Source organism: Sphingomonas sp., from assembly GCF_035758555.1.
In the GTDB taxonomy this organism is placed as follows: domain Bacteria; phylum Pseudomonadota; class Alphaproteobacteria; order Sphingomonadales; family Sphingomonadaceae; genus Sphingomonas_B.
On the sequence record NZ_DASTXI010000067.1, the window covers coordinates 1 to 18,929 of the forward strand.

Sequence of the window (18,929 nt, forward strand, 5' to 3'; positions counted from 1 at the left end):
TTGGCACCTCGATGTCGGCTCATCACATCCTGGGGCTGGAGCAGGTCCCAAGGGTTTGGCTGTTCGCCAATTAAAGTGGTACGTGAGCTGGGTTCAGAACGTCGCGAGACAGTTTGGTCCCTATCTGCCGTGGGCGTCGAAGTTTGAGAGGAGTTGCCCCTAGTACGAGAGGACCGGGGTGAACATGCCTCTGGTGGACCTGTCATCGTGCCAACGGTGCAGCAGGGTAGCTATGCATGGACGGGATAACCGCTGAAAGCATCTAAGCGGGAAGCCTCCCTCAAGATAAGACTTCATAGAGCCGTGGAAGACCACCACGTTGATAGATCGGATGTGGAAGTGCGGTAACGCATGGAGCTAACCGATACTAATTGCTCTATTCGCGCTTGAAGAGTCCCACCATCAATGACAGCGCTGATGGCGGATATATTTGGCCTGCACGGGCATCGATTTAACCCAGCTTTCCTGAACGCGCCGGCTCCATAGCTTGGTGGCCATAGCGTCTGTGACCCACCCGATCCCATCCCGAACTCGGCCGTGAAACCAGACAGCGCCGATGGTACTATCGCTTAAGCGATGGAAGAGTAGGTCGTCGCCAGGCTTTGCAGCCGGCGCGCTTCGGACAGGCTGGGAACCCATTCACAATCTTTGCGACCGGTCGACACCGATCGCCACTGGTGGCGCGGGGTGGAGCAGCCCGGTAGCTCGTCAGGCTCATAACCTGAAGGTCGCAGGTTCAAATCCTGCCCCCGCAACCACCGACAGCCCGCGACCTCCCGGTCAGCGGGCTTTTTTGCGTCATGGTGTGCGTCTAGAGCGCATCGTCCTCGCGCACGCGGCCGCTGAGCTTGCCCACGGCGCCTTCCCAGTCGCTGCGGCTGGCTGCACGGCGGCGGGCGAGCAGGGCGATCAGGCACAGGCCGGCAAAGGCCTGCAGCAGGCTCATCGCGTCGGGCAAGGGAAGTGCGGTCATGCCCGGCTTTTCGCAGAGGCTGGTTAACGAAGCGTCGCCCGTCGCGGTTAACGCACGTTGTCTCAGGTTCATGAAACCGGCCTTAGGGGCGCGCGTTGCCTGTCGGGGTCGCAACGAACGAAAGGGACGTAACCGTGCGTAAGATCATCCTGGCTGTGAGCGCCGCGGCGCTGACGGTGCCTACCACCTTCGTCATTCCCACCAGCGCGGCGGACGCGGCCAAGTACCGCACCTGGCGCGGCAAGGACGGCCGCACCTATTGCCGCCGCCCGGACGGCACGACCGGGCTGCTGATCGGCGGCGCTGCCGGCGCGCTGGTCGGCCGCGCGCTCGATGGCGGCCGTAACCATGCGACGGGGACGATCCTGGGTGCCGCGGGTGGCGCGCTGCTGGGCCGCCATATAGAGCGCAACAACGCGCGCGAGCGCTGCGTCAGGCGCCACCGCTAGGTTCAAAGGAGCCGCCGGGATCATGTTTCCGGCGGCTCTATTGTGTTCAGGCCTCGTCTTCGAATCCGCCCTCGCCGGGATCGGCGTCGATGTCGCTGTCCTCCAGTTCGTCGCCCAACTCCTCGGGCGACAACACGGTCATGCCGAGCGAATCGATGTCCTGCGGCATGAACTCGGCCTGGCGGTCGTCCTCGACATAGTCTTCGCCGCGGTCGCGAGTCATATCGGTCAGCACGTCGCCGTCCGACGGGCCGCCGCCTTCATACTCATGAACCTCCGCGCGCTGCGAATCGTCCAGGCCTTCGATCTCGCCGTCCGAGGATTTCGCTTCCACCCGCCCGTCCATCGCTTTTCTCCGTCATGCCTGTGTGCGAGAACGAGGCGGCCTGAACCGAGGTTCCCGAGGAGGACAGCATGACGACCCGCACCGCAACCGCCCGCTACGACGGGCTCGGCAGAGACGGCCAAGGGCATCTGACGACCCAGTCGGGCGTGCTCAGCGACCAGCCCTACGGCTTCGGCACCCGCTTCGGCGACGAGCCTGGCACCAACCCCGAGGAGCTGGCGGCGGCGGCGCATGCCGGCTGCTTCACCATGGCGCTGAGCTTCGCGCTCGCTGGTGCCGGCTACAGCGCGGGCCGGCTCGAAACCAAGGCCGCGGTGACGATCGAAAAGGAGGACAGCGGCTTCCGGATCACCAGATCCGCGCTGGCCCTGACCGCGCAGGTCGACGGTATCGACGAAGCGGAGTTCGCGCGTATCGCGGCGGACGCGAAGGCGAACTGCCCGATCTCGAAGCTGTTCGACACCGAGATCACGCTCGAGCATCGGCTCGAGCGCTAGGGGCGCCCGAACAGCCGCCCGCGCTCCGCAAAGGCGACCGCGGCAATCGCGATCACGCCGCACAGTGTGAAGCCGGTATAGAGCGGGATGGTGGTTCCGTTGAACGCGGCGCCGATCGCCGCACCGATCGAGACGCCGCCGATCGTCTGGATCAGCCCCTGGACGCTGGACGCGGTGCCGGCGAGACGTCCCATATGCTCCATCGCGATGGCGCTGAAATTGGCGCCGGCGAGGCCGAAGCAGCTCATCATCAGCGCCTGCAGCACGGCGAAGGTCAGCACCGTCTCCAGCCCGGCGAGCGCCAGCACCAGGTGCAGCGCGGCGATGCCGGTATAGGCGATCACGGCGCGGTGAGAAACGGCGCGCGCGCCGAACCGCATCACGATCCGCGAGTTCAGGAATGCCGCCACCGCCATCGCCCCGGCCATCACGGAGAAGACCGGCGCGAACAGGTCCATCGCGCGGAACTCGATTTCGAAGATCTGCTGAACCGAGAGCAGGAAGCCGAACAGCCCACCCTGCAGCGCGGTCGAGCCGATCGTGTAGCCGAGCGCGAGCCGATCGGTCAGCACGAAGCGGAAACCCTGGCCGATACGGCGCATGCTGAGCGGCAGCCGGTTGGCAGGATCGAGCGTCTCCGGCAGCCGGATCGCGGCCCACAGGAACGTCAGCAGCCCCGCCGCCGTCAGCACGTAAAAAATCCAGCGCCACGGCGCGAGCCACAGGATCAACTGACCCAGATTGGGCGCCGCAATCGGCACGACCATGAACACGATCGTGACCAGGCTCATCACTCGCGCCATCGCGTTGCCGGCGAACCGGTCGCGCACGATCGAGGTCGCGAGCACGCGCGACGAAGCGGTCGCGACGCCCGCCGCCGCACGCGCCACAAGCAGCAGCGGGAAGGTCGCCGCCACCGCCGCGACCAGGTTGCACACCACGCCGAACGCCAGGCTGGCGAGCAGCACCGGCCGCCGGCCGAACCGGTCGGAGAGCGGCCCGTGCACGATCTGCGCTCCGCCGAAGCCGAACATGAACACCGAAATCACCCATTGCCGGTCATTGGGATTGGCGACGTCGAGGGCGTCTCCGATCGCCGGCAGCGCCGGCAGCATAGTGTCGATCTGCAGCGCCGTCATTGCCATCAGCGCGGCGATCAGCCCGACGAATTCGCGAAAGCCGATCTCGTGGCGGGAAGGGACCGGCGCATGCATCGCGGCGCCATGAACGAAACAGGGTTCACGGGCAACGCCGGGCTTGGGGAGCGGCGTGCTCTGCACTAGATAGCGCGCATGCTCGACACTGTTTCTCCCACGATTCCTCCGCTGTCGCTCGCGCGGCAGGCCGAGGATCCCGAAGGCTTCGCCCAGGACTTCGGCGCTTCGTTCCAGCGCTTCGGCTTCGGCGTCATCAAGGATCACGGCATCGACCAGGCGCTGATCGACCGCGGCTGGGCGCTGACCAGGGCGTTCTTCGATCTGCCGACCGGAGCGAAGGCGAAATACCAGCTGCCCGGCAAGGCCGGCGCGCGCGGCTATACGCCGTTCGGCATCGAGACCGCCAAGGGCGCGACCGAGAACGACCTGAAGGAATTCTGGCATGTCGGCCGCGAGCTGCCGGCCGGCCACCGCTTCGAGAGCGTGATGCCGCCCAATATCTGGCCCGACGAGGTGCCGGGGCTGAAGGAAACGTTCCTCGCGCTCTATGCCGAGTTCGACCGTGTCGGCGCGAAGCTGCTGTCGGCGATCGCGCGCTATCTCGGCCTCGCGCCGGACTGGTTCGTCGAGCCGGTCAGGGACGGCAACAGCGTGATGCGGCTGCTCCACTACCCGCCGGTATCGCCCGACGCGCCCGGCGTCCGCGCAGGCGCGCACGAGGACATCAACCTGATCACGCTGCTGCTCGGCGCCGAGGAAGCGGGCCTGCAATTGCTCGACCGCGACGGCCGCTGGCTGGCGGTCTCGCCGCCCGAAGGCGCGCTGGTGGTGAACGTCGGCGACATGCTGCAGCGGCTGACCAACCATGTGCTGCCCTCGACCACACACCGCGTCGTCAACCCGCCGCCCGAACGCCGCGGCACCGCGCGCTATTCGATGCCCTTCTTCCTGCACCCGGCGCCCGATTTCGTGATCGAGACGCTGCCGGGCTGCATCACATCCGACAATCCTAACCGGTATCCGGAGCCGATCAGCAGCCAGGAATATCTGAACCAGCGCCTGCGCACATTGGGCCTGCTGAAGGATGACGGGGTGGCGGGCTGACGGGCGGCCAACCCTCCCGATCCCGTCAGGGGCGGCTGTGAATGTTGACAGTCCCGCGGCCCGAACCTAAGTCGCACGCCTCTCGGTGCCCCGTCGTCTAAAGGTAAGACTACGGACTCTGACTCCGTCAATCGAGGTTCGAATCCTCGCGGGGCATCCAGTTCGGCGGCGGGGCGCGATGATCGGCAGAACCCTTGGACTCGCGCTCGCCTTGACGCTCTCGTCCACCGCATCGGCCAATCCGCGCGCCCGCGAGGCGGGTGTGACGGTCGGCATCCTTTCGCCGGGGCCGCTCAATGCGATCACCGACGTTGCGGGCGTAAAGGTCGGGCAGGTGACGCTGAATGAGGGCCAGCACATTCACACGGGCGTGACCGCCGTGCTGCCGCATGGCGGGAACCTGTTCCAGGACAAAGTGCCGGCGGGATTCTTCGTCGCCAATGCGTTCGGCAAATTCGCCGGCTCGACCCAGGTCGTGGAGCTTGGCGAGATCGAGACGCCGATCCTCCTCACGAACACGCTTAACGTGCCCGAAGCAATGGCCGCCGCCGTCGAATGGACGCTGGCGCAGCCCGGCAACGAGGACGTGCGTTCGGTCAATGCCGTGGTCGGCGAGACCAATGATGGCTACCTGAGCGACATTCGCGGCCGCCATGTGACGATCGCCGATGCCCGCCGCGCGATCGAGACGGCCAGGGGCGGACCGGTCGCGGAAGGCAATGTCGGCGCTGGCACCGGCACCGTCGCGTTCGGCTTCAAGGCCGGCATCGGCACCTCGTCGCGGCTGCTGTCGGCCTCGCTGGGCGGCTGGACGGTCGGCGTGCTGGTACAGGCCAATTTCGGCGGCGTGCTGACGATCGCCGGCGTGCCGGTGGGCGTGAAGCTGGGGCGCTACGACTATAAGGAGCAGGTCGAGCAGAAGAAGGCGGATGGCTCGGTCGTGGTCGTCATCGCGACCGACGCGCCGTTGTCCGATCGCAACCTTCGCCGCCTGGCCGAGCGCGCGTTCGCCGGAATCGCGCGGACAGGCTCCAGTTTCTCGAACGGTTCTGGCGACTATGCGGTCGCCTTCTCGACCGCCGCGTCCGTGCGCCGCACGCCGGAGCGCCGTGTTACGGCAACCGCCGTCGAAGACCTGCCCAACGACCGCATGTCGCCGCTGTTCCAGGCCGTCGCCGAGGCAAGCGAGGAAGCCGTCCTGAACGCCCTGTTCGCGGCGAAGACCGTCGACGGCGACCGCGGCCGCATCGAAGCGCTGCCGCTCGACCGCGTGCTGCCGATGCTGAAGGGGCGTTAAAGCGACATTCGCCTAAACCGGCTCGCTCGTCCCGAGCGAAGTCGAGGGGCGCTTCCCCGAACCGCGTGCGAGACGCCCCTCGACTTCGCGCTCCGCGCTCCGCTCGGGACGAGCGATTGCAGATCAATCAGCCCGAAACCCAGGCGTCAGGGTTCGTTCGCGGCCGGCTTGCTCCGCGTCGCATCAATGCCCCACGCCCCGCCGCCGGCTGCCGCGAGGTAGAGGAACACGAAGCAGAACAGGATCGCTGCGTCGCCGCCGTTGATCGCCGGCCAGAAGCTTTGCGGCGCGTGAGCCATGAAATAGGCGACCGCCATTTCGCCGGCGCAGACGAACGCGACCGGGCGCGTGAATAGCCCGAGCACCAGCAGAGCGCCGCCGATGACTTCGATCAGCGCGGCGATCATCAGCATCATCGGGAGCGGATCGGGCGCGCCGGGCTGGGCGGCGGGGAAGTGGAACAGCTTCATCAGCCCGTGTTCCATGAACAGCAAAGCCGCCATGATCCGCAGCAGCGCCAGCATCCGCGGCGCCCAGACACCCCACTTTTCCATATGCCCCTCCCTCGCTTTGCGGCGCTACTCCTCCGCGCCTCTGTATTTCAGCTCGAGATACTTGCCCTGGGTGGCAAGTTTGTCGAGGTCGCCGCTCGCCAGCTGCTGCGTCATCCGCGCAAGCTCGCTCTCGACGACGCGCAGGCCTTCGACGAGCTGGGCGTCGGGACCCTGGCGGCGAAGCTGCTGCGGCACGCGCTGATAGCCGCGCACCAGCTCGGGCAATTCCTCGCCGACCAGGCGGCGCACTTCCATCGCCGCGGGCTCGCGCTCGTCGAGATGCTGGACGCAAGGGGCGAGGCCCTCCAGCCGCACGCCGATCTGATCGATCAGCCGGTTGGCAGGCGCGGGAAGGGCGGGACGCTGGGTATCGAGCCACTGCTCGGTGCGGTTCGGCAGCGCCTTCAGCGGCACCTGCGGCAATTGCTCGGCGCTGGCTTCGGGCTCGGCCGAGAACAGGATCGTCCCCACCCAGGCGAGCACGATGCCGAGCGCGACCGCCATCACGCCGGTGCCGCCGATCGGGCCGATGATAAGACCCCAGGCGACTGCCGCGAGCAGGATCGCGAGCGTCAGGAAGAACATGCGCCGCATCATGCGGATCGCGCGCGCCTTGCGCCGCTCCCGCCTGCGCCGCGCCGCCGCCCGGCCTTCGGGCGAGGCACGGCGGATCAGCTCTTCGGCCTTGGTGATGATGAGGTCGGAGTCGATCATGGGGCCCTATAACACGTAACCCGCTCGTCCCGAGCGTAGTCGAGGGGCGCGACTGCCGAGGCCGAGCAGCGCCCCTCGACTACGCTCGGGACGAGCGAGCTTTGGTTCATCAACGGAGTTTCCTACCCCGCATCCAGCGCTTGCAGAGGCGAGCTCTGGCCTTGTTCGGCGCCTTCGGCGCGGGCGATATAGCCGCGCGATTTCTCGACCTCGTTGGTCAGCGCGTTGACCGTGGTCTTCATCGATTCGAGCGCCTTCACCTTGAAGGTGTCGATCGAATCCATCGTGTCGTAGACATTCTGGAAGGCGCGGCTGAGCACTTCCAGCGGGATCGTCGAGGACGCCGCCTGCTCGTGAATCTGCGCGGTCTGCGTCTTCAACAGTTTGCCGGTCGAATCGATGATGTTCGCGGTGGTGGTGTTGAGCGCGGTGATCTGCTCCAGCACCAATTTCTGGCTGGTCAGCGCCTGTGCGACCGTGACCGCGGTGCGCAGCGCCGAGACGGTGGTGGTGGAGGCGCGGTCGACGCCTTTGATCAGCTCGACATTGTTCTTCTTGACCAAATCGAGCGCCAGATAGCCCTGTACGGTCACCGCCATCTGGGTCAGCAGGTCCTGCGTGCGTTGGCGGACGTAGAAAAGCGCGCTCTCGCGGACCGCCTTGGCCTTGGCCGGATCGGTCGCGTCGAGCTCGTTCGCCTTGTCTTCCAGTCTTTCGTCCAGGGCCTTGGACATATGGATCATCTGCTCCAGCCGGCCCATCGCCGCCCAGAGCTTTTGCCGCTCGACCGAGATCGCGGCGTTGTCCATCAGCAGCTCGTCCTTGCCCTTGGCGAGGCGGCCGAGGATCGCGGCGATATGGCCCTGCGCGGACTGGTAGCTGTCGAAATAATTGCGCAGCTTCGATCCGAACGGAATGATCCCGAACAGCCGGCGCTTGGTGAACAGATCGCCTTTCGACGAGGGATCGAGATCCTCGATCGTGCGGCGGAGCTCGGCGAGATCGGTGCCGACGCCGGTTTCCTGGTCCATCGCCCGCACCGGCCGGTCGAGGAAGCGGTTGCTCTCGCCTGCCGCGGCGCGGATTTCCTTCTGCCCCAGCGCAGTGATCGAATCGACGCGCTTGCCGAACTCCGGCGAGTTCACGTCCTGCGCGATCAGATCGTCGACGAACTGGTCGACGCGCTTTTCGAGCTCCGTCTTCTGCTTTTCTTCCAGCGGCACCAGGCCCGCCGCCTTTTCCGGGGCGACGGCGGCGACCGGGTCGGGCGGCGTGAGCACAAGCCCGCTGTCTTCGACGGTGGCGGTGGTGGCCATCAATTCATCTCCTGCCCCTTGCGGGTCCGGAGATTAGAGGCGCGCGGCTGCGGTTCAAGCGGGTTTCGGCCCGCCGGCTGTGTTTTATGCAGATAATACGGCTCAGCGGGTCGAATTGCTGTCGGCCGCGGCCGCCGCATTCATGGCCTGCTGGGTCGAGGAGCCGGGCTCGCCAGGCGTGCCGACCGCGCCGTTCTCTCGGATCCTATCCGCCCGGTTCTCCAGCACATCGGCCGCATTGTCCGTGCTCTGGTCCGCGGCGTTTTCGAGCGCGTCCGCCTGCGCATCCGCCGACGACCGGTTCGTCGAATCGTCGGAACAGGCGGCCAGGATCAGCAGCGCGAGCGCGGGGGCAGCGTATCTCATAGGCCGCCAACGCAAGGGCGGCGCCTGAGTTGCCTTAAAGCGTGAATCCGCCGCCGATCGAGGTGTAGACGACCCAGCCGGAGAGCAGCAGCGACAGCGTCAGCGAAAAGGCCATCAGGCCCCAGCCGCACAGCGTCACGACGCGCGGGTTCTCGCGGTTCGCGCGCTTGTTGCTGCTGATGCTGGCGAGCACGAAGCTGGCCAGGACGCCGTAGGTAAGAGCTGCAAATTCCAACATTGTCTCGTGAATCCCCCCGGACTCTGGGTGACCGCCCTACGCAGCGGCGGCGCAGCCCGCAAGGCGGGCGGCGACCGGTTTGCGGCGAGCCGAGCCCTTTTGACGGAACAAGGTTAACGGCCCCTTGATTGCGGTCCGCGCGTTGGCGCCGGATGATCTGGGACGCATTGGCGCTGGTCGGCGGATTGGCAATCACGGCGGCGACCGTGTTCGACGTGTTCGCGACTGTCGTCGTGCCCGGCCGCGTCTCCGGCCCGATCAATGTCTCGCGGCTGCTGCGCACCTATATGTTCGGCTTCTGGCGCGGCACGCTTCGGGTCTGCGCCCGCAGGCCGAACCCACGCATGGGCAGCGTGTTCGGCGCAATGCTGCTCCTGATGCTGTTGATCGTCTGGGTGGCGCTGACCCTGCTGGGCCTCAGCCTCATCGCATGGGCGTTGCGCGATTCCTTCACGCCGCCGATCGGCCGCTTCGGCGAATCGGCGTTCGAGATCGGATCGGCGATGATGACGCTGGGGCTCAGCGGCCACGGCGCGACCGGATGGGCCCGCGCGCTGGTCGTGGTCGCCGGGCTGTGCGGATTGCAGATCGTCACCGTCACCTTGTCGTTCATCGTCCAGATCCAGACGGCGCTGCGCGCGCGCGATGCGCTGGTGCTGAAGCTGGAGAGCCGCGCCGGCTCGCCGCCCTCCGGCGTCGTGCTGCTCGCCGTCACGCGGGAGATGGACGCGCATGACGGCCTGCCGAAGCTCTTCGATGACTGGGAAGGCTGGGCCGCGATGCTGCTCTACACTCACGGCGCCCACCCGGTGCTGTCCTATTTCCGGTCGGACAAGGACGGGCTCGACTGGCTGACGGCGCTGGGCGCCGTGCTCGACGCGGCCTCGGTCACGATCGCGGTGCTGGACGACGTGCCCGGCGGCAATGCCCGGCTGATGCACGACGGCGGCGTACGCACCGTGCATCGCTTGTGTCATGCTTTCCGGCTCGACCCGCGCCAGGTCACTGAACTGTCCGACGAGGATGTCGACGCCGCTGCCGCGCAACTCGAAGAAGCCGGCTATGCGGTGCGGCGTGGCTGCGGCGCCGAGCTGCGGCACTGGCGGCGCGCCTACCGGGCCGAGCTGGCGGCGCTGGTCGAACATTTCGGCGTGAAGGAGCCCGCCTGGCTGGGCGGGCAGGATGTACGTGCAGCGTCGCACTAAGCGGTCGTCTGGCGTCCGTAGATGCGGACGAGCACTTCGGCTACGTGGACGAACCGTTCAGCTTCGGCGGAGAAGCGTTCACCTGCGGCCAGGCGCCTTGCCCAGTCCGCAGCCGCGCGGCCGCCCCAATCGTCGGGCGGGGCGGCGAGCGTCTCGGTCGCGGTGCCGCGCCAGCGTTCGGCGGTGAAGTCGAAAAACGAGCCGTTTTCGTTGCGAAAGCCGGCGCCCTGGCCTTCGCCATAGAAGCTGGCGCCGATGATCGCGTCGCGTCCGGCGGGGAGGTTCCAGGAGCAGGCGAGGGTTATGACGCGGCCGTCGGCAAGGGTCAGCGTCGTGACCGCATAATCCTCGCACGCGCCTGGCTCGAGCGGCTTTCCCTTGGCGAGGAGGCGCGCATGCACGTCCGCGACGTCGGGGAAATCCAGGGCCCACAGCGCCAGATCGACCAGATGCACGCCCAGATCGACCACGCATCCGCCGCCGGACTGCGCCGGATCGAAGAACCACGGCTTTCCCGGCCCATAGGCATTGTGGAACACCATATCGACTGCGCTGACCCGGCCGAGCTCGCCCGCCGCGATCAGGTCGCGGATGCGGCGCATCGCTGCAGTGTGACGGTAGGAGAGGTCGAGGCCGAGCAGCCGGTCGGCCTTGCGCGCGGTATCGACGACGGCACGTACCTCGGCTGCTGTCCGGCCCAGCGGCTTCTGGCAGAACACCGCCACGCCGGCTTCCAGCGCGCGGATCGACTGTTCGGCGTGCAGAGCACTGGGCGTGGCGACGACGATGCCGTCCAGCCCTTCGGCGAGGAGCGCGTCCAGACCGTCCACGCGTTTCGCGTCGGGCGCGAGCTTTGCCGCCTCCACCGCCATTTCGTCGGACGGATCGGCATAGGCGGCCGCCTCGATCGCACCGGTTTCAATCATCGCCTGCATCCGGTGCCGGCCGATCCAGCCGGTGCCGAGGAATCCCACCCGCATCAGAAAGTCACCAGCGCCTTGATGAAATTGTCCGGCCGGTCTCGCGTGGCGTCGAGCGCGTCGCCCAGCCGGTCGAGCGGATAGCGGTGGGTGTAGAGCTTCGACGGATCCAGCCGGCCGGATGCGACAGCATCCACCGCCTCGCGAATGCCGGCGATATAGGCTTGGGGATCGCGCTCGTGGGCGTTGATCACGTCGATCCCGCGCCAGTTCCATAGCCACATATTCACGTGCCGCGGGCCGTCCTGATGGTAGCCGGCGACGATCAGCTTGCCGCGTTCGGCGGTGAGCTCGGAGGCGAGGTCGAGCGGCCATTGCTTGCCGACCGCCTCGATTACCCGCTCGCAGAATTCGCCGCCGGTCAGCTCCTTTACGCGGTCGATGATCGCTTGGTGATCGTCCATCGGGATCGTCTCCGCCGCGCCCATGTCGCGGGCGACCTGCAGCGACTCCTCGCGGCGCGAGATCGCGATCACCCGCGCGCCGGCATCGGTCGCGAGTTTCGTCAGCAGCGCGCCGAGGAAACCGATTCCGACGATTGCAACCGTCTGCCCTGCATGAATGTCCGCGCGGCGGAAGATGTTGAACGCGCAGCCGAGCGGCTCGCCGGGAAACGGTGCGTCGGCCAGCTCCGGCGGCAGTTTCACCACCGCATCGGCTTCGGCAATGTCGTATTCGGCATAGCTTTTGTAGCTGAGCGCCGCGACACGGTCGCCGACGGCCAGTCCCGTCGCGCCCGCGCCTAGTGCGTCGATCCTGCCCCAGCCTTCATGGCCCAGATCGCCGGGCTTGGTCGGGAATTCCATCCATTCGGGGCCCGCCCAAGGCGTCAGGTTGGACGCGCAGACCCCGCAGCCTTCCATCTTCACGCGCACCTGTCCCGGTCCGGGCTTCGGCAATGGTACGCATTCGACTTCAAGCCGGCCGGGTCCGGTCAGCACCGCGGCGCGCATGGTGTTCGCTTGCAAGCTCGACTCCCGCCTCTGTTCCGATACTGAAACATCAGGTGACTGGCGCGGGTTCCGGGCAGCCGCTATCTCGCGGCCATGCCTCATCTCTATCTCGTCGACGGGTCCGGCTACATCTTCCGCGCCTATCACCGGCTGCCGCCGCTGACGAACATCCGCGGCGAGCCGGTCGGCGCCGTCTACGGCTACACGACGATGCTGTGGAAGCTGGCGGAGGAGCTGAACAAGAGCGACGGGCCGACCCACCTGGCCGTCATCTTCGACCATTCGGCGAAGTCGTTCCGCAACGACATGTACGACCAGTACAAAGCCCATCGCCCGCCGCCGCCCGAGGATCTGGTGCCGCAATTCCCGATGATCCGGGACGCGACCCGCGCTTTCTCGCTGCCGTGCCTGGAAGAGGAAGGCGTCGAGGCGGACGACCTGATCGCGTCCTACGCGAAGGCGGCGCTTGCGCAGGGCTGGCAGGTCACGATCGTCAGCTCCGACAAGGATCTGATGCAGCTGATCGAGCCGGGCCTCGATCTCTACGACACGATGAACAACCGGCGGCTGGGCGCCGAGGCGGTGGTCGAGAAATTCGGCGTGCCGCCGGGCCAGCTCGGTCAGGTGCTGGCGCTGATGGGCGACAGCGTCGACAATGTGCCGGGCGTACCCGGTGTCGGACCCAAGACCGCGTCGAAGCTGATTCTTGAACATGGCGATGTCGAAGCCGTGCTAGCGGCGGCGCCATCGATGAAGCCCGGCAAGCTGCGCGACAATCTGATCGAACACGCCGAGAATGCGCGGCTGTCGCGCGAGCTGGTGAAGCTCAAATGCGACGTGCCGCTCGCGCATCCGCTCGAGGAAATGGAGCTGCAGGGGATTCCCGAGCCGCCGCTGCGCGCGTTCCTTGAGCATCACGGCTTCAAGTCGCTGCTGCTGCGGCTGGGCCAGGTCGCCGACGAAGTGCCGGAGCCGGAATCCAGCATCGAGCTGCCGCCCGATCCGCCGTGCGATCATGACGGCTACGAGACGGTGCTGACCCTAGACGCGCTCGACCGCTGGATCGCAGCGGCGACCGCGCAGGGGTTCGTCGCGGTCGATACCGAAACCGACAGCAAGGATCAGATGCACGCCGGCCTGGTCGGCGTCAGCCTTGCGCTGGAGCCGAACAAGGCCTGCTATATCCCGCTCGGCCATGGCGGCGGCGACCTGCTGGGCGGAGACTTTCCCGCGCAGATCCCGCTCGACGCGGCGATCGCGCGGCTGAAGCGGCTGCTCGAAGACCCGGCGGTGCTGAAGATCGGGCACAACATCAAGTTCGACATGTGCGTGCTCGCCCGGCACGGTATCCGGATCGCGCCCTATGACGACACGATCGTCATCAGCTTCGATCTCGACGCCGGCCTGCACGGTCATGGCATGGACGAGCTGGCGGCAACGCACCTCAGCCACAGCTGCATCGCGTTCAAAGACGTGGTCGGCACCGGCAAGAACCAGCTCGGCTTCCATCAGGTCGATCTGAATGCCGCCACCCGCTACGCCGCCGAGGATGCGGACGTGACGCTGCGGCTGTGGCGGCGGCTGAAGCCGCGGCTGTCCGCCGAAGGCGCGGCCACTGTCTACGAACGGGTCGACAGGCCGCTGATCCCGGTGGTGGGGGCAATGGAGCGTGCCGGCATCAAGGTCGACCGCGAATATCTGTCGCGCCTGTCGGGCGACTTCGCCCAGCAGATCGGCGCGATCGAGGCGGATATCTACAGCCTTGTGGGCACCCCGTTCACGATCGGCAGCCCCAAGCAGCTGGGCGACATCTTGTTCGAGCAGATGGGGCTGAAGGGCGGCCGAAAGGGCAAATCCGGCGTCTATTCGACCGACGTCAACGAGCTGGAGCGGCTCGCGGCGGAAGGCGTCGAGGTCGCGCGGCGCGTGCTCGACTGGCGGCAGCTCACCAAGCTGAAATCCACCTACACCGATGCGCTGCAGCAAGAGATCAGCCCGGAGACGGGCCGCGTCCACACCTGCTACTCGCTGACCGGCGCGCAGACCGGCCGCCTGTCCTCGACCGAGCCCAACCTGCAGAACATCCCGATCCGAACCGAGACCGGACGCCAGATCCGCGACGCGTTCGTGGCAGAGCCGGGCAACGTCATCCTGTCGGCCGATTACAGCCAGATCGAGCTGCGCATCGCCGCGCACATGGCCGACGTGCCGCAGCTTCGCACCGCCTTCGCCGCCGGCGAGGACATTCACGCGATGACCGCGACCGAGCTGTTCGGCGAAGTCAACCGCGACACCCGCGGGCGGGCCAAGACGATCAACTTCGCCATCCTCTACGGCATCTCGCGCTGGGGTCTGGCCGGGCGGCTGAGCGTGACGGTCGAGGAAGCGCAGGTGATGATCGACCGCTATTTCGAGCGTTTCCCCGGCATCAACCGCTACATCGCCGAAACGCTGACGACGGTGCGCGAGCGCGGCTATACGACGACATTGTTCGGCCGGCGCACCCACTTCCCGCGCATCAAGTCCAGGATCCAGCACGAGCGGCAGGGCGCCGAGCGCGCCGCGATCAACGCGCCGATCCAGGGTACCAGCGCCGACATCATCAAGCGGGCGATGGTGAAGATGGGGCCGGCGCTTGATAAGGCCGGGCTGCCGAACGTCCGGATGCTGCTTCAGGTGCATGACGAACTCGTCTTCGAGCTGCCCGAAGGGGACGTCGAGGCGGCCAGCGCCGTCATCCGCGACGTCATGGCGTCGGCGGCCGAGCCGGCCGTGAAGCTGAGCGTGCCGCTGGGCGTGGAGATCGGCCACGGCGCCAGCTGGGGCGCGGCTCACTAAGGTTATGGGCAGGGGCCGAGAACCTGTCTAAGCACGATCCGATGGGGGTTTCGGAAGCGCCGGCCAGCGATATTGCGGACCTCGCCAAGGGCGGGCGCACCAACATGCTCGGCTTCCTGCTCCGGCTGGCCGCACGCATCCCGTTCCTGTTCATTGCCGGGCGGCTCTACGGCCCGGCTGCGCTCGGCCGCTTCGCCTATGCGATCCTGGTCATCGAATTCGCCGCCCAGCTGGCGACGCTCGGCCTGAAGCGGGGGCTTGCCCAGCAGCTGTCATCGACCAAACGGCCGCATGTCTGCGTCGTCTGGGACGGGTTGCTGGTTGCAGGTGCGGCGTCTGCGATCGCGGCGGGGTTTCTCGCTGCGGTGCCGGAGCTGATGTTCCCGAACAGCCAGGTGAACGGGCTCGACCGGCTGCTGCCGCTGATCATCTTCGCGTTGGCGTGGTCCGACGTTTCATTAGCGGCGCTCGCCTATCGGCATGACGTCGCGGCGACGGTGCGCGCGCGCGCGGTGATCGAGCCCTGGACGATCAGCATCGCGGCGGGCGCGCTCTATTTCTACTCCACGCGCGACGGGCTGATCCTCGCCTATGTGCTGTCGCTGATCGCGGCGCTGATCGCCTCGATCGTGCCCCTGATGAGAAGCTATGGCTGGCCGCGCGGCTGGTCGCCCGAACCGATCGCGCTGTTCAGCCTCGCCCGCCGCAACGCCCCGCTTGCCGCCGCCGATGCGATCGAATGGGGCACGCGCAATGTCGACCGCGCGATCATCGGTCTGTTCTTTCCCCCGGCGACGGTCGGCATCTACTGGGTCGCGCAGCAGATCGCGACCCTGCCGCAAAAGCTGAAGACCAGCTTCGATCCGATCCTGGGTCCCGTCATCACCCAAAGCCTGGCCGAAGGCGACAAGGCAGCCGTTGCGGCGCAAGTGCGGCAGGTCGGCTTCTGGATCATTGCGGCGCAGGCGGGCATCGCGCTCGCGCTGACGATCCCCGGCGAGGCGGTGATGGGGCTCGCCGGGCCGCAATTCGTCGCCGGGACCGGCGCGCTGGCGTTCCTGATGATCGGCGAAGTGGTCGCGGCGACCGCCGTAGTGTCCGAATCGGCGCTGGTCTATGTCGCGCGGCACCGCAACCTGATGATCTCGCTCGCGACGATCGCGCTGCAGATTGCGCTGAGCTTCGCGCTGATCCTGGGCATGCGCGCGGCGGGACTGCCGCCCGAGGTGCAGGCGACCGGACCCGCGATGGCGCTGCCGCTCGCGCTCGGCTTCGCGGCGGTTCTGAAGGCAAAGCTGCTGTCGAAGCTGCTCGGCGCCCCGGTGTCGCCGTGGCGCTGGGCGCTGGTCTGGGCGGTCGCGGCCGGGACGGTGGTCGGCATCCTTGCGACCCATATCCCCGAATGGAGCGAGCTGCTGATCGGCCTGCCGGCGATCCTGATCAGCTACGGCGCGGTGATCTGGATCAAGGGTTTCACCAAGGAAGACCGGGTGCTCTTCCGGCTGAAAAAAGGGGAAGAGCCGAAGCTGCCGCCGCCGGGCGAGACGCACCAGGCACGGTGACGGCAAAGCCCCTCCCCTTCAGGGGAGGGGTTGGGGTGGGGCCTGTCCCAATTCCACCATGAGTCTTTTGGGCGCGCAGACGCGCGCCCCCACCCCTTTCCCCTCCCCTGAAGGGGAGGGGCTTCAGTCAACTCAGTGCCGGAAATGCCGCATGCCCGTGAACACCATCGCCAGCCCCGCTTCGTCGGCGGCGGCGATCACTTCCTCGTCGCGGATCGACCCGCCCGGCTGGATCACCGCGGTCGCACCTGCTTCGACGGCAGCCAGCAGGCCGTCGGCGAAGGGAAAGAAGGCGTCCGACGCGACCGCCGAACCGATCGTGCGGGGCGCCGGCCAGCCGGCCTTCTCCGCCGCGTCCTTCGCCTTCCAGGCGGCGATGCGGGCCGATTCCAGTCGGTTCATCTGCCCGGCGCCGATGCCGGCGGTCGCGCCGTCCTTCGCATAGACGATCGCGTTCGACTTGACGTGCTTGGCGACGGTCCAGGCGAAGCGGCAGTCGGCCAGTTCCTGCAGCGTCGGCTCGCGTTTGGTGACGACCTTCAGCTCTCCGTCGACAATCACGCCATTGTCGCGGGACTGGAGCAGCATGCCGCCCGCGATCGACTTGAGAAGCAGGGCGAGCCGCTTCGGGTCGGGGAGCTCGCCGGACAGCAGCAGCCGAAGATTCTTCTTGCGCGCAAAGGCTGCGCGCGCCGCATCGTCCGCATCCGGCGCGACCACGACTTCGGTGAAGATATCGGTGATCGCTTCGGCAGTGGGCCCATCGAGCGGCCGGTTGCAGGCGATGATGCCGCCGAACGCCGATACGGTGTCGCAGCCGAACGCGGCCTTGTACGCCTCGAGCAACGTCTCGCCGGTCGCGACGCCGCACGGGTTCGCATGCTTGACGATGACGACGGTCGGCGGGCCGTCGCGGAACTCGGACACGAGCTCCAGCGCCGCGTCGGCATCATTGTAATTATTGTAGCTCAGCTCCTTGCCCTGAACCTGCTCGGCCTGCGCGATGCCGCGCGCCGCCGGGCCTGCCGGCAGGTAGAGCGCCGCTTTCTGATGCGGGTTCTCGCCGTAGCGCAGCTCCTTCTCGAGCCGGACCGGGATGCTCACTTTCCCGGGAAAGAGCTGGCCCTGATCGGCGAACGCGAACCAGGAGGCGATCGTCGCGTCATATTGCGCGGTGAGCGCATAGGCCTTGGCGGCAAGGCGCTTGCGCTCCTCAAGGCTGGTCGCGCCTTTGGTGACGAGCTCGTAATCGCCGGGGTCGGTGACGATCGCGACAAAGGCGTGGTTCTTCGCCGCGGACCGCACCATCGACGGACCGCCGATATCGATATTCTCGATCACCTCATCGCGGTCGGCGCCGCGGGTGACGGTCTCGGCAAAGGGGTAGAGGTTCACGACCACCAGATCGATCGCGCCGATGTCGTGCGCGTCCATCGCCGCCGCATGCTCGGGATTGTCGCGCACGCCGAGCAGGCCGCCATGCACCTTCGGGTGCAGCGTCTTCACTCGGCCGTCCATCATCTCGGGAAAGCCGGTCAGGTCGGAAACGTCGCGGACCTGAAGCCCCGCATCGCGCAGCGCCTTCGCGGTGCCGCCGGTCGAAACCAGCTCGACGCCCTTCGCTGCGAGCGCCTTGCCGAGCTCGGCAAGGCCGGTCTTGTCGGAAACGGACAGGAGGGCGCGGCGAATGGGGATGTCGGTCATGGCCGCGCCTTAGCGGGGCGCCGCCCCCTTGTTAACCCGCCCGCTTGAACAGCCAGCTGACGCTTGCTCCGCCCGCCGGAGACTCGGCGGTCACCACCAGCTGCTGCGTCTCGCGCGGGCGGCCGATGGCGTCGACCCACAGGCTCTCCTCGGTGCCGAGCACGCCGCCCTTGCAGCGGAATTGCCATAGCGGGCCGTCGCCGATGCGGAGCAACGCGCCCTGGCTGTCGGCCGTCAGCGTCACCTCGACCTCGGGCGCCAGGTGAAAGCGGATCGCGAACGGCGCCGCGCGCTTGCGGCGGCCGGCGGGGAGCAGCATGTCCTCGCCCGAAAGCTGCCGTCCGTCGACGCTGAGCGCCAGCTGGCGGCGGTGGATCAGGCCGTAGCGGCGCACATAGCCGTCATGGCTCGCCTCGATCCGGCTGCCCGATTCGAGCTCCTGCCGGTCGATCTCGACTTCCGCGACGCCCCGGCCGAGGCTCCCGTCCGGATGCACCGCGGTTGAGTTCGCGTCGCCGACGATCAGCGTCGAATGCGCCGCGGTCGCCCGCAGCGCATCGGCGAGATTGGCGGGCAGCATCGCCCCCGGATTGCGTGCCCCGCCGCAACTGACGACCAGCCGGTGGGCACCGTCCGACATCTCGAACGCCAGCGTCGAGGCGCAGCCGCCGCTTGC

Annotated in this window: 19 protein-coding genes, 2 tRNA genes and 2 rRNA genes; 11 read left to right on the forward strand and 12 right to left on the reverse strand. The window is 67.3% G+C overall.

The window, feature by feature from the left end; genetic code table 11:
- The 3 genes from VFT73_RS04080 to VFT73_RS04090 form a co-directional block, all read left to right on the forward strand.
- Positions 1–390: ribosomal RNA gene (locus tag VFT73_RS04080) — 23S ribosomal RNA — on the forward strand; the annotation flags it as partial.
- Between the two features lie 96 nt (positions 391–486).
- Positions 487–601 (forward strand): 5S ribosomal RNA (gene rrf / locus VFT73_RS04085).
- 80 nt (positions 602–681) lie between these two features.
- A tRNA-Met gene (locus VFT73_RS04090) sits at positions 682–758 on the forward strand.
- A 53-nt stretch (positions 759–811) separates the two neighbouring features.
- Here the strand turns inward: VFT73_RS04090 and VFT73_RS04095 are convergent.
- The gene (locus VFT73_RS04095) at positions 812–973 is read right to left on the reverse strand and encodes a hypothetical protein (protein ID WP_326408886.1); all 162 of its coding nucleotides are present in this window, start codon (positions 971–973) and stop codon (positions 812–814) included.
- Between the two features lie 134 nt (positions 974–1,107).
- Here VFT73_RS04095 and VFT73_RS04100 point away from each other — a divergent pair, with 134 nt between their 5' ends.
- Complete coding sequence (locus VFT73_RS04100; protein ID WP_326408887.1) at positions 1,108–1,422, forward strand: glycine zipper 2TM domain-containing protein; 315 nt, start codon at positions 1,108–1,110, stop codon at positions 1,420–1,422.
- A 46-nt stretch (positions 1,423–1,468) separates the two neighbouring features.
- Here the strand turns inward: VFT73_RS04100 and VFT73_RS04105 are convergent, their stop codons facing one another.
- Positions 1,469–1,768, reverse strand: a complete 300-nt coding sequence (locus VFT73_RS04105; protein WP_326408888.1) for a hypothetical protein — start codon at positions 1,766–1,768, stop codon at positions 1,469–1,471.
- Positions 1,769–1,836: 68 nt separating this feature from the next.
- Between VFT73_RS04105 and VFT73_RS04110 the strand changes: the two genes are divergently transcribed.
- Positions 1,837–2,265: an OsmC family protein gene (locus VFT73_RS04110; protein ID WP_326408889.1), complete on the forward strand. Its 429-nt coding sequence runs from the start codon at positions 1,837–1,839 to the stop codon at positions 2,263–2,265.
- Here VFT73_RS04110 and VFT73_RS04115 read toward each other — a convergent pair.
- Positions 2,262–3,479, reverse strand: a complete 1,218-nt coding sequence (locus tag VFT73_RS04115) for a multidrug effflux MFS transporter (protein ID WP_326408890.1) — start codon at positions 3,477–3,479, stop codon at positions 2,262–2,264. The two genes, VFT73_RS04110 and VFT73_RS04115, sit on opposite strands and share 4 nt — an antisense overlap.
- 78 nt (positions 3,480–3,557) lie before the next feature.
- On the opposite strand from VFT73_RS04115, the gene VFT73_RS04120 reads away from it, so the two are divergent.
- The 3 genes from VFT73_RS04120 to VFT73_RS04130 all read left to right on the forward strand — a co-directional run bounded on the left by VFT73_RS04120 (position 3,558) and on the right by VFT73_RS04130 (position 5,823).
- Entirely contained in the window at positions 3,558–4,526 is a 969-nt protein-coding gene (locus VFT73_RS04120; RefSeq protein WP_326408891.1) for an isopenicillin N synthase family dioxygenase, read from the forward strand.
- A gap of 86 nt (positions 4,527–4,612) precedes the next feature.
- Positions 4,613–4,686 (forward strand) — tRNA-Gln (locus VFT73_RS04125).
- An 18-nt stretch (positions 4,687–4,704) separates the two neighbouring features.
- Entirely contained in the window at positions 4,705–5,823 is a 1,119-nt protein-coding gene (locus VFT73_RS04130; protein WP_326408892.1) for a P1 family peptidase, read from the forward strand.
- Positions 5,824–5,969: 146 nt separating this feature from the next.
- Here the strand turns inward: VFT73_RS04130 and VFT73_RS04135 are convergent, their stop codons facing one another.
- The 5 genes from VFT73_RS04135 to VFT73_RS04155 all read right to left on the reverse strand — a co-directional run bounded on the left by VFT73_RS04135 (position 5,970) and on the right by VFT73_RS04155 (position 9,011).
- On the reverse strand, positions 5,970–6,377 hold the full coding sequence (locus VFT73_RS04135) for a DoxX family protein (protein ID WP_326408893.1): 408 nt from the start codon (positions 6,375–6,377) through the stop codon (positions 5,970–5,972).
- A gap of 24 nt (positions 6,378–6,401) precedes the next feature.
- Positions 6,402–7,091 (reverse strand): hypothetical protein, encoded by a 690-nt coding sequence (locus tag VFT73_RS04140; protein ID WP_326408894.1) that lies wholly within the window; start codon positions 7,089–7,091, stop codon positions 6,402–6,404.
- Positions 7,092–7,213: 122 nt separating this feature from the next.
- Positions 7,214–8,407 (reverse strand): toxic anion resistance protein, encoded by a 1,194-nt coding sequence (locus tag VFT73_RS04145; RefSeq protein WP_326408895.1) that lies wholly within the window; start codon positions 8,405–8,407, stop codon positions 7,214–7,216.
- 102 nt (positions 8,408–8,509) lie between these two features.
- On the reverse strand, positions 8,510–8,773 hold the full coding sequence (locus VFT73_RS04150; RefSeq protein WP_326408896.1) for a hypothetical protein: 264 nt from the start codon (positions 8,771–8,773) through the stop codon (positions 8,510–8,512).
- A 34-nt stretch (positions 8,774–8,807) separates the two neighbouring features.
- On the reverse strand, positions 8,808–9,011 hold the full coding sequence (locus VFT73_RS04155; protein WP_326408897.1) for a hypothetical protein: 204 nt from the start codon (positions 9,009–9,011) through the stop codon (positions 8,808–8,810).
- Positions 9,012–9,163: 152 nt separating this feature from the next.
- Between VFT73_RS04155 and VFT73_RS04160 the strand changes: the two genes are divergently transcribed.
- Entirely contained in the window at positions 9,164–10,216 is a 1,053-nt protein-coding gene (locus tag VFT73_RS04160) for a hypothetical protein (protein ID WP_326408898.1), read from the forward strand.
- Here the strand turns inward: VFT73_RS04160 and VFT73_RS04165 are convergent.
- Complete coding sequence (locus VFT73_RS04165; protein ID WP_326408899.1) at positions 10,213–11,196, reverse strand: Gfo/Idh/MocA family oxidoreductase; 984 nt, start codon at positions 11,194–11,196, stop codon at positions 10,213–10,215. The two genes, VFT73_RS04160 and VFT73_RS04165, sit on opposite strands and share 4 nt — an antisense overlap.
- Positions 11,196–12,164 carry an MDR/zinc-dependent alcohol dehydrogenase-like family protein gene (locus tag VFT73_RS04170; protein ID WP_326408900.1) on the reverse strand — a complete coding sequence of 323 codons (969 nt, stop codon included), beginning with the start codon at positions 12,162–12,164 and terminating at the stop codon, positions 11,196–11,198. The genes VFT73_RS04165 and VFT73_RS04170 overlap by 1 nt, the downstream gene beginning before the upstream one ends.
- A 78-nt stretch (positions 12,165–12,242) precedes the next feature.
- Here VFT73_RS04170 and polA point away from each other — a divergent pair, with 78 nt between their 5' ends.
- A complete protein-coding gene (gene polA, locus VFT73_RS04175; protein WP_326408901.1) occupies positions 12,243–14,987 on the forward strand; it encodes a DNA polymerase I in 2,745 nt (914 codons plus the stop codon).
- Positions 14,988–15,028: 41 nt separating this feature from the next.
- Positions 15,029–16,549 carry a lipopolysaccharide biosynthesis protein gene (locus tag VFT73_RS04180; RefSeq protein WP_326408902.1) on the forward strand — a complete coding sequence of 507 codons (1,521 nt, stop codon included), beginning with the start codon at positions 15,029–15,031 and terminating at the stop codon, positions 16,547–16,549.
- A 132-nt stretch (positions 16,550–16,681) separates the two neighbouring features.
- Here VFT73_RS04180 and purH read toward each other — a convergent pair whose 3' ends face one another.
- A complete protein-coding gene (gene purH / locus VFT73_RS04185; protein WP_326408903.1) occupies positions 16,682–18,253 on the reverse strand; it encodes a bifunctional phosphoribosylaminoimidazolecarboxamide formyltransferase/IMP cyclohydrolase in 1,572 nt (523 codons plus the stop codon).
- Positions 18,254–18,284: 31 nt separating this feature from the next.
- Positions 18,285–18,929, reverse strand: a 645-nt coding sequence (locus VFT73_RS04190; protein ID WP_326408904.1) for a heparinase II/III-family protein, incomplete at its 5' end; no start/stop codon positions are given.

Bases quoted from the DNA above. Each gene is read 5' to 3' on its own strand.
- VFT73_RS04095 (WP_326408886.1), bottom strand. From the start codon at position 973: ATGACCGCACTTCCCTTGCCCGACGCGATGAGCCTGCTGCAGGCCTTT.
- VFT73_RS04105 (WP_326408888.1), bottom strand. From the start codon at position 1,768: ATGGACGGGCGGGTGGAAGCGAAATCCTCGGACGGCGAGATCGAAGGC.
- VFT73_RS04110 (WP_326408889.1), top strand. From the start codon at position 1,837: ATGACGACCCGCACCGCAACCGCCCGCTACGACGGGCTCGGCAGAGAC.
- VFT73_RS04115 (WP_326408890.1), bottom strand. From the start codon at position 3,479: ATGCATGCGCCGGTCCCTTCCCGCCACGAGATCGGCTTTCGCGAATTC.
- VFT73_RS04120 (WP_326408891.1), top strand. From the start codon at position 3,558: ATGCTCGACACTGTTTCTCCCACGATTCCTCCGCTGTCGCTCGCGCGG.
- VFT73_RS04130 (WP_326408892.1), top strand. From the start codon at position 4,705: ATGATCGGCAGAACCCTTGGACTCGCGCTCGCCTTGACGCTCTCGTCC.
- VFT73_RS04135 (WP_326408893.1), bottom strand. From the start codon at position 6,377: ATGGAAAAGTGGGGTGTCTGGGCGCCGCGGATGCTGGCGCTGCTGCGG.
- VFT73_RS04140 (WP_326408894.1), bottom strand. From the start codon at position 7,091: ATGATCGACTCCGACCTCATCATCACCAAGGCCGAAGAGCTGATCCGC.
- VFT73_RS04145 (WP_326408895.1), bottom strand. From the start codon at position 8,407: ATGGCCACCACCGCCACCGTCGAAGACAGCGGGCTTGTGCTCACGCCG.
- VFT73_RS04150 (WP_326408896.1), bottom strand. From the start codon at position 8,773: ATGAGATACGCTGCCCCCGCGCTCGCGCTGCTGATCCTGGCCGCCTGT.
- VFT73_RS04155 (WP_326408897.1), bottom strand. From the start codon at position 9,011: ATGTTGGAATTTGCAGCTCTTACCTACGGCGTCCTGGCCAGCTTCGTG.
- VFT73_RS04160 (WP_326408898.1), top strand. From the start codon at position 9,164: ATGATCTGGGACGCATTGGCGCTGGTCGGCGGATTGGCAATCACGGCG.
- VFT73_RS04165 (WP_326408899.1), bottom strand. From the start codon at position 11,196: ATGCGGGTGGGATTCCTCGGCACCGGCTGGATCGGCCGGCACCGGATG.
- polA (WP_326408901.1), top strand. From the start codon at position 12,243: ATGCCTCATCTCTATCTCGTCGACGGGTCCGGCTACATCTTCCGCGCC.
- VFT73_RS04180 (WP_326408902.1), top strand. From the start codon at position 15,029: ATGGGGGTTTCGGAAGCGCCGGCCAGCGATATTGCGGACCTCGCCAAG.
- purH (WP_326408903.1), bottom strand. From the start codon at position 18,253: ATGACCGACATCCCCATTCGCCGCGCCCTCCTGTCCGTTTCCGACAAG.